The sequence below is a fragment of the Agrobacterium sp. O3.4 genome, from assembly GCF_041414895.1.
GTDB classification, from domain to species: Bacteria; Pseudomonadota; Alphaproteobacteria; order Rhizobiales; family Rhizobiaceae; genus Agrobacterium; species Agrobacterium cucumeris.
The window spans coordinates 578,595-591,442 of record NZ_JALPZP010000001.1; the positions used below are offsets into that span (position 1 = coordinate 578,595).

At 60.3% G+C, this 12,848-nt stretch carries 14 protein-coding genes; 9 read left to right on the forward strand and 5 right to left on the reverse strand.

Annotation, left to right across the window (positions count from 1 at the left end; all coding sequences use genetic code 11):
- Positions 1–80 precede the first annotated feature (80 nt).
- Complete coding sequence (locus M0412_RS02715; protein WP_269703050.1) at positions 81–440, forward strand: helix-turn-helix transcriptional regulator; 360 nt, start codon at positions 81–83, stop codon at positions 438–440.
- Positions 437–919, forward strand: a complete 483-nt coding sequence (locus M0412_RS02720; RefSeq protein WP_269703048.1) for an SRPBCC family protein — start codon at positions 437–439, stop codon at positions 917–919. Before M0412_RS02715 ends, M0412_RS02720 begins: the two co-directional genes overlap by 4 nt.
- 6 nt (positions 920–925) lie before the next feature.
- On the opposite strand, the gene M0412_RS02725 is transcribed toward M0412_RS02720, so the two are convergent.
- Both M0412_RS02725 and M0412_RS02730 read right to left on the reverse strand, forming a co-directional pair.
- Positions 926–1,408 carry a DUF2269 domain-containing protein gene (locus M0412_RS02725; protein ID WP_269703047.1) on the reverse strand — a complete coding sequence of 161 codons (483 nt, stop codon included), beginning with the start codon at positions 1,406–1,408 and terminating at the stop codon, positions 926–928.
- Positions 1,408–2,694 (reverse strand): SDR family oxidoreductase, encoded by a 1,287-nt coding sequence (locus M0412_RS02730; RefSeq protein ID WP_269703285.1) that lies wholly within the window; start codon positions 2,692–2,694, stop codon positions 1,408–1,410. Before M0412_RS02730 ends, M0412_RS02725 begins: the two co-directional genes overlap by 1 nt.
- Before the next feature lie 124 nt (positions 2,695–2,818).
- On the opposite strand from M0412_RS02730, the gene M0412_RS02735 reads away from it, so the two are divergent.
- Complete coding sequence (locus tag M0412_RS02735) at positions 2,819–3,946, forward strand: ATP-dependent RecD-like DNA helicase (RefSeq protein ID WP_046798120.1); 1,128 nt, start codon at positions 2,819–2,821, stop codon at positions 3,944–3,946.
- 78 nt (positions 3,947–4,024) lie between these two features.
- Here the strand turns inward: M0412_RS02735 and M0412_RS02740 are convergent, their stop codons facing one another.
- Entirely contained in the window at positions 4,025–4,720 is a 696-nt protein-coding gene (locus M0412_RS02740) for a MerR family transcriptional regulator (RefSeq protein ID WP_269703043.1), read from the reverse strand.
- A 233-nt stretch (positions 4,721–4,953) separates the two neighbouring features.
- Between M0412_RS02740 and M0412_RS02745 the strand changes: the two genes are divergently transcribed.
- Together M0412_RS02745 and M0412_RS02750 are read left to right on the forward strand one after the other, a co-directional pair.
- Positions 4,954–5,709: a pyridoxine 5'-phosphate synthase gene (locus M0412_RS02745; protein ID WP_269703041.1), complete on the forward strand. Its 756-nt coding sequence runs from the start codon at positions 4,954–4,956 to the stop codon at positions 5,707–5,709.
- Between the two features lie 71 nt (positions 5,710–5,780).
- Positions 5,781–7,046, forward strand: coding sequence for an NAD(P)/FAD-dependent oxidoreductase (locus M0412_RS02750; protein WP_269703039.1), 1,266 nt, complete (start codon positions 5,781–5,783; stop codon positions 7,044–7,046).
- Between the two features lie 228 nt (positions 7,047–7,274).
- Here M0412_RS02750 and M0412_RS02755 read toward each other — a convergent pair whose 3' ends face one another.
- Complete coding sequence (locus M0412_RS02755; RefSeq protein ID WP_142840213.1) at positions 7,275–8,321, reverse strand: NAD(P)-dependent alcohol dehydrogenase; 1,047 nt, start codon at positions 8,319–8,321, stop codon at positions 7,275–7,277.
- 189 nt (positions 8,322–8,510) lie between these two features.
- Between M0412_RS02755 and M0412_RS02760 the strand changes: the two genes are divergently transcribed.
- On the forward strand, positions 8,511–9,449 hold the full coding sequence (locus M0412_RS02760) for an AraC family transcriptional regulator (protein WP_269703037.1): 939 nt from the start codon (positions 8,511–8,513) through the stop codon (positions 9,447–9,449).
- Between the two features lie 60 nt (positions 9,450–9,509).
- On the opposite strand, the gene M0412_RS02765 is transcribed toward M0412_RS02760, so the two are convergent.
- Positions 9,510–10,394: an SDR family oxidoreductase gene (locus M0412_RS02765; RefSeq protein ID WP_269703283.1), complete on the reverse strand. Its 885-nt coding sequence runs from the start codon at positions 10,392–10,394 to the stop codon at positions 9,510–9,512.
- Positions 10,395–10,505: 111 nt separating this feature from the next.
- Here M0412_RS02765 and M0412_RS02770 point away from each other — a divergent pair, with 111 nt between their 5' ends.
- The 3 genes from M0412_RS02770 (at position 10,506) to ilvC (ending at position 12,808) form a co-directional block, all read left to right on the forward strand.
- Entirely contained in the window at positions 10,506–10,919 is a 414-nt protein-coding gene (locus M0412_RS02770; RefSeq protein ID WP_269703035.1) for a helix-turn-helix domain-containing protein, read from the forward strand.
- 166 nt (positions 10,920–11,085) lie between these two features.
- Complete coding sequence (locus tag M0412_RS02775; protein WP_269703033.1) at positions 11,086–11,739, forward strand: TetR/AcrR family transcriptional regulator; 654 nt, start codon at positions 11,086–11,088, stop codon at positions 11,737–11,739.
- Between the two features lie 49 nt (positions 11,740–11,788).
- On the forward strand, positions 11,789–12,808 hold the full coding sequence (gene ilvC / locus M0412_RS02780) for a ketol-acid reductoisomerase (protein WP_142840209.1): 1,020 nt from the start codon (positions 11,789–11,791) through the stop codon (positions 12,806–12,808).
- The last annotated feature ends 40 nt before the right edge of the window (positions 12,809–12,848 follow it).

Here is a 12,848-nt window from a genome sequence, read left to right on the forward strand (position 1 = left end):
TTATTCCCTGTCGCGACACGATTTTTGCGATTTTAAAACTTATCCATTGAGCTAAGTATCTTATCGTGATAGTTAGCCTTATGGAAAACTATTCAGACGCGCTCGACGATATCTTCCAGTCTCTTGCCGATCCGACCCGCAGGGCGGTGATCCTGAGGCTGGGCGGTGGGGAAGCGAGCATCGGAACGCTGGCCGAACCTTTCGACATGGCGTTGCCGTCCTTCATGAAACATATCCGCCAGCTGGAAGAGGCGGGGCTGATCGTCACCCGCAAGCAGGGCCGGGTGCGGTTCTGCACGCTGGAGAAACAGCGGTTTTCCATGCTGGATGGCTGGCTGTCGCAACAGCGCGCCATCTGGGAAGGCCGCACGGACCGGCTCGAACAATTCGTCATGGCGCAACAGGATAGAGCGTCAGGAAAAGGGGAGAATGACCAATGACCGAGACTTTCAATCCCGATCTCGACCTGAAGATTTCACGCATCATCAGGGCGCCGCGCCGGCTTGTCTGGAATGCATGGGTGGACAAGAACAGCCTTGAACAATGGTGGGTGCCACATCCCGGCCAGTGCCGCATCGAGAAAATGGAGCTTCACCCCGGCGGCGCTTTTGAGACGCGCTACAGCGAGGATGGCGCGGCATTCGGTGACCATATCAGTGGCTGTTTCCTGGCTGTGGATGACGGCGAGCGTCTGGTTTTCACCGATGCGCTGACCTCCGGCTTTCGCCCCTCCGCCCGCCCGTTCCTCACCGCCGTGATGACTTTCCGTGATCACCCGGAGGGTATGGAATATGTGGCCTATGCCATGCACAGAAACTCTGTGGATCGCGACAAGCACGCGGAGATGGGGTTCTTCGATGGCTGGAACACGGTTGCGGAGCAGCTGGCGCAGCTTGTCGAAAAGCAGGCGGCCCATTGAGCGGCATCAGCCGAACAGGGTGATATCCGGTTTGGTGAGCATCAGCCAGATGATGCCGAGGACCGCGAAGAAGGCGGGGAAACCGCAGGCGAACCAGATGCGGTAAAGGCGGAACCATTGCGCTGGCAGGGCCTGTCCCGTGGCGGCGCAGTCTCTGGCGATATTGCGCAGTTGGATCTGGATCCACACCACCGGCAGCCAGAAAATGCCGGTGAAGACATAAAGGCCAAGCGAAAGGGCGATCCAGCCTTCGGTCAGCGGCCAGCCGATGATGCGCACGAGAAGATAGCCCGTCACCGGCTGGATGATCGCCGCCGTGGCGGTGAAGATCGTATCGGCGATAACGACGGTGCCTGCCACATGCGCGATCAGCGCCGGGTTTGCGGTTCGCCGCGCCATGACCATGAAAAATGCGATGCCCGCGCCGGTGCCGAACAGCACCGTTGCGCCGATGACATGGGCAAGCCGCAGCAGTTCCTCAAGCGTCATCAGCGTTCATCCAGCGTGGCAAGGGCGACAAGTGTCAGGGCTATGGAAGGCAGAACCTTGACCAAGGGACCGAGCGGATCGAGCCACAGGCCCGGCTCCAGCAGGCTGCCGCCAGCAAGGTAAGCGGCGCTGACCAGCAGCATGCCGATGAGCGCCTTTCTGGCGAGCGGCCGCAGCAGGACGGTGACGCCGAGGGCGATATCGAGGAGGCAGGTGGCGAGTGTGAGCGTGACCGCCGGCGCCTGCGGCATGAAGGGCAGAAAATGCGCTGCAGCTCCGTTGATGTTCAGCAGCGGTACGAGGCCGGACAGCAGCCAGAATAGAGACAGGCAGAGGATGACCAGCGGTTTGAGCAGATAGGATCTGGCAAACCACAGGTCCTGCACGCCGGAAGAGTGGGCGGCCAGTGTCTGCGTCAGGGGCCTGAGCGACAACGTCCTCGGTCGCGCCTCATCCTCCGCTACGATGCCTTCTGACATGACTGTCATGGCGGTTGAACGCAGCGGCGAGCGCCAGCCGAGCGCGCCTGCGGCATCCGCCATCAGACTGACGGGTCGCATGAAGGCAGCCGGAAGGTTTACGACAGGGGCAGGGGGCAGGCCGAGCCATTGCCGGTGCGTGGTGACCACGTCCTGCAATGTCAGCAGCTCTTCTGCGGCGAGTTCGAGATCGCTGCCCGGCAGGATTTCACCATTGATCGCCGCGTTGACGGCTGTGGCCACATCCTCGACTGCGACCGTGCGAACCGGCATCGCGCCATTGACGAGTGGCAGCATGAGGGGAAAGCTGGCAAGCGCGCGCACCAGTGCCGTACCGCCATGGGCATTGCGCCCGACAACGAGGGCTGGGCGGAGAACGACATAGGGCAGGCCGCTTGCGGCCAGTGCTGCGTCGGCGCGGCGTTTGGTGGCGAGAAAGGGCAGGTCGGCTGCCGCTCCCGCCGTGCGGGCCGATATCTGGATCAACAGCCTGCCGCCCGCCTGCGCCGCCGCCGCGTAAAGCGCCAGCATGGCTTTTTCCTGCGTCGCTGCAAGGTCATCCGAAAGACCGTCCTGAAGCGCGCCGGCGCAATTGACGATGGCGTCATGATTCCTGACCAGCACGTCCCAGTGCGGGGCTTGAGTCATGCGGGCGAGATCGGCGGATATCCAGTTGGCGAAAGGCCACTTGTCTTTGGCGCGTCTGACGGAGCGGGCCAGGCCGGTGACGGAATGGCCTCTGCCGTGGAGGCTGCGCATCACCTCCGAACCGATGAAACCTGTCGCGCCGAGAATCAATATCTTCATACGCGGCATGATAGCCGCCGTGGTTTAAAAACCAGCCGTGTTTTATTGCCGCATTCTGGTGTCACGATTCATCTTTCGTTCTTTTTCTGTTGCGCAGGGTGCTCGAATCCTGCGATGAGGGCGCATGTTATTTTCACCGCAACAGGACGAAGCGCTCAAGGCTGTTTCCCGCTGGCTGAAGGAAGGCCGGACGCCGGTTTTCCGGCTGTTCGGTTATGCCGGAACGGGCAAGACGACGCTTGCCAAACATTTCGCGGAAAATGTCGATGGCGAGGTGCTGTTTGCGGCCTTCACCGGCAAGGCAGCGCAGGTGCTGCGTTCACGCGGGGCGACCAATGCCCGCACCATCCATTCGCTGATCTACCGCCCGCGCGGCGAAGAAACGGTGGAAGACGAGGAAACCGGCAAGACCTCGGTCGCGCCAATGTTTTCCATCAACCGCCAGAGCCCGCTTGCCAAGGCGGCGCTGATCATCATCGATGAATGTTCGATGGTGGACGAGCAGCTCGGCAAGGATCTGATGAGTTTTGGCACGCCGATCCTCGTGCTCGGCGATCCGGGCCAGTTGCCGCCGGTATCGGGTGGTGGTTTCTTCACCGAGCAGGAGCCGGATTATCTTCTCTCGGAAATCCATCGTCAGGCCAAGGACAATCCCATCATCCATCTTGCCATGGATGTGCGCGAGGGCCGCGAGATCATGCGCGGCGATTATGGCTCGGCGCAGGTGATCTCGAAGTCGGAAGTGACGCAGTCACTGGTGCTGGAAGCCGATCAGGTGCTGGTCGGCACCAATCGCACGCGCCGCCGCTACAATCAGCGGCTTCGTGAACTCAAGGGTTTTTCGGCCGATTATCCGCAATCGGGTGACAAGCTGGTCTGCCTCAGGAACGATCCTGCCAAGGGCCTGCTGAACGGCTCGCTCTGGCAGGTCATGAGTTCGTCGCGCGAGACGGTGAAGCCCGGTATCAACCTGATGATCCGGCCTGAAGATGACGATATGGATCGCGGTGCGGCCAAGATCAAATTGCTGAAGGCGGCGTTTGAGGATGTCGAGACCGAAATTCCGTGGTCGACCCGCAAGCGTTACGACGAATTCGATTTCGGCTATGCGCTGACCGTGCACAAGGCGCAGGGTTCGCAGTGGAACAATGTGGTTCTTTTCGACGAGAGCTATGCATTCCGGGATTCACGTGAGCGTTGGCTTTACACGGCCATTACCCGCGCGGCGGAGACGCTTACGATCGTTCGTTGAGATTGGGCATTGGCTCAATCTCCTTGTCTGCGCATCGTCCGGGCGGAAAATCGCTATGCACTTTTCCTCGACACGCTTTTATGCGCGGATAACACCAAGCAGGACTGCCTTGGCGACCGCCTGAAAGCGGTTGCTGGCACTGAACTTGCCGATGATCTTCGCCTCAAGCGCATTGAGATCGCTGCCCGAAAGGCCAAGAGCCCGGGCGAGCCGCACCGGCGCATAACCTTCCGCCATCAGTTCCAGACATTTCCGTTCGGTATCGGTGAGGGCAATGTCCTTGGCCGGACCACGTTCAGCGCCGTCGAAGCCGTCCGCATCGCTGTCGATGACGAGCAATTCTTCAATCTGCTGTGCCTGACGCTGAAGGGTTGAAAGCTCGGCCGTCAATTCTCTCTTTCGCTGTCTCAGCGCGGCGTGGAAAATGTCGTCCGCCTCTTCCTGCGACAGGGAGCGGACGAGTTTTTCCATGATGTCGGTAATGGCGGCAACCGAAATGCCGACCTCGCGGCAGACATTGATGACCGCCATGCGCTGGACGTTGCGATGGGTGTAGACCCGCATCTGGCCGATGCGCTTCGATGTCAGCAGCGCCTTTTCTTCGTAAAAATGAAGCGTTCGGTGGGTCACTCCGAAGATATTGGCCATATCGGCAATGGGCACCGGTTCGGCGGGCAGGGAAGAGGGCAGGCTTATGTCCGGTAAAAAGCTGCTGAGCCTTAGATTGGGTTTGTCCTCGTCGCCGTGTTCAAACGGCATACGGCCATCCTGCATTGTTTCCCCCTTTGCGCTCTTTGGCGGCGCGCCTGCTTTTAAAAGACGTCCGTTGCTTGTTCCCCCGCAACGGTCTGTCTCCTGATCAAGACATCATGCCAAACGCTACATAAGAACCGTAACGTGTATTGTGTGTTTTCGTTCCCGTGTTCCAAAAAATTTTATCGGCCTCCTTGCGGTCGGCGTCAACCTGCGTGAAACAGGATGCAGATTCCGAACCGGAGCCCGACGCCATGCCCGCAAAACTTTCCGTCAATCTCAATGCAATCGCCATGCTGCGTAACCGCCGCGATCTTCCGTGGCCGGATGTCGCGCATTTCGGGCAACTGGCACTCGCTGCGGGTGCAAGCGGCCTGACTGTACACCCTCGTCCCGATCAGCGCCATATCCGCTTTTCAGACCTGCCGGTGCTACGCGCGTTGATCGACGACAGCTTTCCCAAGGCGGAATTTAACATCGAAGGTTATCCGACCGAGGATTTTCTCGTTCTTTGCGAAAAGACCCAGCCGGAACAGGTAACGCTGGTGCCGGATGATCCTTCGCAGGCGACATCCGATCATGGCTGGGATTTTCGCAGGCACGGCATTTTCCTGAAGGAAGTCGTCGGACGCCTGAAGGCTGGCGGCATGCGGGTTTCGCTGTTTGCCGATGGTGACGGGGAACGCGAGCCGGTGGAACTGGCGGCTGAAACGGGTGCGGCGCGTATCGAACTTTACACCGGCCCCTATGGCGGTTGTTTTGACGATCCGCAAAAGGGCGAGGCGCTTCTTGAGAAGCTCGGACAGACGGCGGACCATGCTGCGGCACTCGGGCTTGCCGTCAATGCCGGCCATGACCTGACTGTCGCAAACCTGCCCAGGCTGATGAAACGCATTCCTTATCTGGCTGAAGTTTCTATCGGTCACGGATTGACGGCGGATGCGCTGGAATATGGCATGGCTGAAACAGTCCGGCGTTTTTGTCAGGCCTGTGGTCAGCCTATTTCATAACCAAAGTCAATTTTTTCGCCTATGCTCTGGCTGCGCATGCTCCGTGCGCGAGCTTTTGAAGGCAGAGACATATGCAAGAACATCATGTTGTCGTCGTGGGTGGAGGCTTCGGCGGTTTACAACTGGTACATGGGCTGGAGGGGGCCCCTGTCCGCATCACACTGATCGACCGCCGCAACCATCACCTGTTCCAGCCACTGCTTTATCAGGTTGCGACCACGGCGCTGGCGACATCCGAAATCGCCTGGCCGATCCGCCATCTTTACCGCGACCGCAAGGAGGTAACGACCCTGCTTGCGGAGGTGACCGGCATAGACCGGGCGGCGCGGTCCGTGCATTTAAGTTCGGGTCAGGTGATCGGTTTCGATACGCTGGTGCTGGCCACCGGCGCGCGCCATGCCTATTTCGGCCGCGATGAGTGGGAGCGTTCCGCCCCCGGTCTCAAGACGCTGGAAGATGCAACGACGATCCGCCGCCGTCTGCTTCTGGCTTTCGAAAGGGCCGAACTTGCCACCAGCGAAGAGGAGCGGCAGGCGCAGCTGACCTTCGTCATCATCGGGGCGGGCCCGACGGGCGTAGAAATGGCGGGCATGATCGCCGAGCTGGCCCACAAGGCGCTGCCGGCGGAATTCCGCAATGTCGACACCCGCCAGACCCGCGTGCTGCTTGTCGAGGCCGGCCCGCGTGTCCTGCCGGTTTTCACCGAGGATCTTTCTGCCTATGCCAAGGAAGCGCTCGAAAAACTGGGTGTCGAGGTTCTGCTCGGTACGCCGGTGACGGCCTGCAGCGATGAAGGCGTGACGGTGGGCGACACTTATTATCCCTGCCGCACGGTCGTCTGGGCCGCGGGTGTGCAGGCGTCTCCCGCCGCGAAGTGGCTAGGGGCAGCAGCCGACAGGGCGGGGCGCGCCATCGTCGGACCTCATCTCAATCTGCAAGACGATGCCGATATCTTCGTCATCGGCGATACGGCCGCCGTCAATCAGGAAAACGGCAAGCCGGTGCCGGGCATTGCGCCCGCGGCGAAGCAGCAGGGCGCTTATGTTGCAAAGGTCATCAGGGCGCGGCTGGACGGCAAACCATCGCCTGCACCCTTCCGCTACAGCCATCAGGGCAATCTCGCCACCATCGGCAAACGTGCGGCGGTGATCGATTTCGGCAGGTTCAAGCTCAAGGGCGTGCTGGCATGGTGGATCTGGGGCCTTGCCCATATCTACTTCCTGATCGGAACGCGTTCGCGACTTGCCGTGGCGTGGAGCTGGTTGTGGATTTATCTGAGCGGCCAGCACAGTGCGCGGCTGATTACCCAGAAAGAGACGCTGAAGGACGAGGCCTGAGGGTCGGGCGGGCAAAGGAAAAGGCGGGAAGCATCGGCTTCCCGCCTTTATGTTATGACAGCTGCGCCAAACTACTCCTCCGTCATGCCGGACTTGATCCGGCATCCAGCCGCCGCGCGTCTGCGCGGCGAGAAGAGTTTTTCAGCCCAAGGACTTGGGCTGGCTGGACCCCGGATTTAGTCCGGGGTGACGGCGTGCGGATGGGGCGGGTTTGCCCCAATCCAAGGCTCACGCGTCGAGCGACGCCATGTCGATGACGAAGCGATACCGCACGTCGCTCTTCAGCACGCGCTCATAGGCTTCGTTGACGTCCTGGATGTTGATCGTCTCGATTTCGGAGACGATGTTGTGCTCGCCGCAGAAATCCAGCATTTCCTGGGTTTCCTTGATCGAACCGATCATCGAACCCGACAGGTTCTTCGCACCGAAGATCAGCGCGAAGGCGTGGACGGGGATCGGATGTTCCGGTGCGCCGACCACGACCATGCTGCCCTTGGGCTTCAGGAGGCCGAGATAGGCATTCCAGTCGATGGCGACGCCGGCCGTGCAGATGATCAGGTCGAAGGTGCCGGCCAGCTTCTCGAAGGTCGAGGCGTCGCTGGTGGCGTAATATTCCTTCGCGCCGAGCTTCAGGCCATCTTCCTTCTTCGACAGCGTCTGAGACAGCACGGTGATATCCGCACCCATGGCCGCGCCGAGCTTGACGCCCATATGGCCAAGGCCGCCCATGCCGACGATCGCGACCTTCTGGCCGGGGCCGGCATTCCAGCGGCGCAGCGGCGAGTAAAGCGTGATGCCGGCGCAGAGAAGCGGTGCGGATGCATCGAGCGGCAGGTTGTCCGGGATCGACAGGACATAACCTTCCTTGACGACGATCGAGTCGGAATAACCGCCATGGGTCGCGGTTTTCGTGAACGGATCGACGTCGTTATAGGTCTGGACGAGGCCGGGCATATAATGCTCGTTGTCGAGATCGCGGGTGGCGCAGCCAACGCAGGAATCGACGAAGCAACCGACGCCGACATGGTCGCCGACCTTGAACTTCGTGACCTTGGAGCCGACAGCCTTGACGACACCGGCAATCTCATGGCCGGGAACGATCGGGAAGACGGCATTCTTCCATTCGTTGCGGACGGTGTGGATGTCCGAGTGGCAGATGCCGGCATATTTGATATCGATGACGACGTCGTCATCGTTCGGCTCGCGGCGTTCGAAGGTGAACGGGGTAAGTGGCTTCGACGCGTCGGTCGCAGCATAACCTCTTGCAATAGCCATCTGAATATCCTTTCGGGAGTTGGGGACGGCGGAATATGCAATGGAAGTGCAAGGCGGCGTTAGAGCGATCCTCCGAGCTTTTTGCACGATCCTGCAAAAATATGCGGGCATGCTCTTTGCGGAAGTCCGGCGGCTTTCTAGATAAGTGGCATCTAACGCATCTCTTCCTTCAGTTAAGGGATTTCCCTCATGTCCTTGCCGTTCAATGTCTATCAGGAGATCGCCTCCATCGCCGCACGGCATGCCACCCGTGACGGTGAGGTGCAGACGGCAATCGAATCCCTCGGCATCAGCCGGCGTACCGCGCCGAGCGCGCCGTGCCACGGTAGCTACCGTCCCTGTCTGGCGATGGTGATACAGGGATCGAAATGTGTTCAATTGGGAACGGATACCATCAATTACGGCGCCGGCGACTATCTGCTGACCTCGCTCGACCTGCCGGTCGCGTGGCGGGTGGTGGAGGCGAGCAAAGAGGTGCCGCATTTCTGCATCGCGCTTACCATCGACAGCGAGAAGCTGCTCGATCTCATGCGCCGCGTGCCGATCGATACGCCGACGGAGCCCGCGAATGCGCAGCGCGGCATCGTCGTCAACGCTGCCACGCCGGAGCTTCTGGATGCGGCGATCCGGCTGCTGCGCTTGCTCGATCGTCCAACAGAGATTGCCGCCATGGCACCGCTGATCGAGCAGGAAATCCTCTATCGCATCCTGACAGGACCAGCCGGCGGGCAGCTGATGAACATCATCGCGGCCGGCAGCCAGGGCAACCGCATCGCCCGCGCCATTGCCTGGCTGCGGGAGAATTTCGCGCGCCAGCTGCGCATCGAAGACCTTGCCGAGCATATCGGCATGAGCGTGTCGTCCTTCCATCATCATTTCAAGACGATCACGGCCATGACGCCGGTGCAATACCAGAAGCAGCTGCGGCTGCATGAGGCGCGCCGGCTGATGCTTGCAGAGCGGCTGGATGCCGGCACTGCCGGCCATCGTGTCGGTTACCAGAGCCCGTCGCAGTTCAGCCGCGAATATAGCCGTTTTTACGGATTGTCGCCGTCGCGGGATATTGATGCTTCGCGTGAGATTATCGCGGCGGAACAGGCTGTTTCGCCTTCGACTATTCGGGCTTGAGCAACGGTCGCTGTTTTAAAGCCCGTCCCCTCCCGGCGCGGGGTGGAACGGGCCGGCATTTCAGCCGAGCAGTGCGGATTTATGCGCGCTGAAGAAATCCGCTGCGGATTGCGGCGTCGCACCTGTCAGCGTTTCGAAGTCTCGGGTCACGATGTCGAAGTTTCCGGCGGCGATATTGGCGTCGGCGGAAGCGATCATGCCGGCAATGATCTCAGGTAATCCCGTCGCAGTTATTGCCTGCTTGAGCTGCTCGGGCGTGACCTGCACCACGGCAAGCGACTTGCCCGTCACCTCGCTTATCAGGGAAGCCAGACCGTCGGCCGTCGATGTTTCCGCCCCGGTCAGCGTATAGGTCCGGTTTTCCGCCGGTTTCAGCAGTGCGGCGGCGGCGGCATGGGCGCAGTCTTCCCGGGAGATATCGGCGACACTGCCGTTGCCGCGGGCCGTGAACCACTGGCCGTTTTTCAGATTTTGCGGCATACCGTGCAGGTGGTTGTCAAAATACCATGCATTGCGAAGAATGGTGTAGGGCAGGCCGCTTGCCTTGATCGCTGTTTCCGTTCCCAGATGATCGGGTGCGAAGCTGACGAGCGATTTGTCGGGGCTTGGCATCGACGTATAGGCGATATGCCGGATACCGGCTCTTGTGGCTGCCTCCACCGCCGTTTGGTGTTGTCTGAGGCGGAGGCCGGGGACCATGAGCGCATCGGTGGAGATGACCAGCAGCGTGTCGATGCCGGAAAAGGCCGCATCAAGCGATGCGGGATCGTCGAAATCCGCGCGTCGCACTTCGACGCCTTTTGCTGCAAGCGCGGAGAGCCGGGATACGTCGCGGGTGGCGGCGACGATATTGGCGGCCGGGACGTGGTAGGTTTCCAGGAGGTGGCGGATGACGGCCTGTCCAAGCTGTCCGGCGGCGCCGGTCACCAGAATGCTGCTCATGATTTTTATCCTTTCAGTAGTCTCAAAAAGAGAGCAGCACTAAAATAGGAATTGCCGAAAGGCTGTAAAGAAGGCAGGTTCTGTGCGGATCGTTACCAAAAGGGAACCATGCTTATGGATGTTGTCGAACCCGCGAGGCAGGAAAACAGGCTGGACGAGGCCTTCGGGCTGTTGTTTTCCGCCACCAGTGTTGCCGATTGTCCCGTGCGGGACGTCATGAGCCAGATCGGCGGCAAATGGTCCACTTTGCTGCTGGGGGCGATAGCATCGAACCCCTACCGTTTCGGCGAGCTGCGGCGCATGGTGCCGGATATTTCCCAACGCATGCTGACGCAGACACTGCGGGATTTGCAGCGCGAAGGCTATATTCACCGGCAGGTCTTTCCGACGAAGCCGCCAAGCGTGGAATACAGCATCACCCCGCTCGGCGCATCGCTCTACGCGCCGCTTAAAGTCGTCATTCAATGGGCGCTCGATAATCACGATGCGATACGCAAGGCGAGAAGCCGGTTCGACATCGAGAACTGAATGCCGGCGCCTGCCACGCTTCATGCTGCGGCGCATGGCGATGCCGCAGCGCGTCAATTCTCGTCCTCCTCCGAAGAATCCGCTTGACCGGGAAGCAGCCTCCGCTTAAATGGCGCTCGAACCGTACCGTACGGTACATTAATCGAGCCCCTGGAGTGGAAAAGACTTGGCTTCCGACCCGATCACAGCGCAGGAATTTTCGCCGCGTCAGAACGCCGTTCTGGACCAGGCATTGCGTCTATTGGTCGAGGGCGGCGAGAAAGCGCTCACTACATCCGGGCTGGCGCGCGCCGCCAACTGTTCCAAGGAAAGCCTCTACAAGTGGTTCGGTGACCGGGACGGCCTGCTGGCCGCGATGATTACATTCCAGCAGAGCAAGGTCCGCACCTTCGAAAAGGCAGGCGACCGCGTTTCCGCGCTGCAGCTTGCCGATCATCTCGAGGTTTTCGCGCATGATCTGCTGGATGTTCTGGCGGGTGATGTGTCGCTGGCGCTCAACCGTCTGGCCATCGGCCAGGCGAGCCGCGATGGTTCCAAGCTCGGCGATCTGTTGCTCGAGCGCGGCCGTCGCCAGATCGACCGCCGCGCCCGTGGACTGATCGAGGCGGGTCGCCGTTCCGGCTACCTGCGTTTCGATGACGCTGAAGAGGCGTATCGCAGTTTTTACGGTCTCATCGTTTCGGATCTGCATGTGCGCATGCTGCTGGGCGAGGCGCCGGACAAGGATTTTTCCGCCCGGGCAAAGAAGGCGGTCGTCGCCTTTCTGACGCTCTACGGGACGGAAAAGGTACATTCGGAACTCAGCGGCAAACCCGCCTGAGATTCCGGTTCAGACAACTGAGAGACAAGCATTAGGGAAGGACCATAAAATGCGCGTTTATTATGATCGTGATGCCGATCTCAATCTCATCAAGGCGAAGAATGTCGTCATCGTTGGTTACGGCTCCCAGGGCCGCGCCCATGCGCTGAACCTTAAGGATTCCGGCGCCAAGAACGTCGTCATCGCCCTGAAGGCCGGTTCGCCGACCGTCAAGAAGGCAGAAGCCGACGGCTTCAAGGTCATGACCGTTGCCGAAGCCGCCAAGTGGGGCGACCTGCTGATGATGGCGACGCCTGACGAATTACAGGCCGACATCTACAAGGCCGACATTGCCGGTAACATCCGTGATGGCGCAGCGATTGCCTTCGCACACGGCCTCAACGTTCACTTCGGCCTCATCGAGCCGAAGGCATCGCTCGACGTCGTCATGATTGCACCGAAGGGCCCCGGCCACACGGTTCGCGGCGAATACCAGAAGGGCGGCGGCGTTCCCTGCCTCGTTGCCGTTCACCAGAACGCTTCGGGCAACGCTCTTGAACTCGCTCTCTCCTACGCCTGCGGCGTTGGCGGCGGCCGTTCGGGCATCATCGAAACCAACTTCAAGGAAGAGTGCGAAACCGACCTCTTCGGCGAACAGGTCGTTCTGTGCGGCGGTCTCGTCGAGCTCATCCGCGCTGGTTTCGAAACGCTGGTCGAAGGCGGTTATGCGCCTGAGATGGCCTATTTCGAGTGCCTGCATGAAGTGAAGCTGATCGTCGACCTGATCTATGAAGGCGGCATCGCCAACATGAACTACTCGATCTCCAACACGGCCGAGTGGGGCGAATACGTCACCGGTCCGCGCATCATCACCGCCGACACCAAGGCAGAAATGAAGCGCGTTCTGCACGACATCCAGACCGGCAAGTTCACCACCGAGTGGATGCAGGAATGGAAGGCCGGCGGCGCTCGCTTCAAGGGCATCCGCCGCAACAACGACTCTCACCAGATCGAAGAAGTCGGCGCCAAGCTGCGCGGCATGATGCCCTGGATCGGCAAGAACAAGCTGGTCGACAAGGCTGTCAACTAAGCTTCATTGTTTGGTGGAAGATATGGAGGCCGGGGCGAAA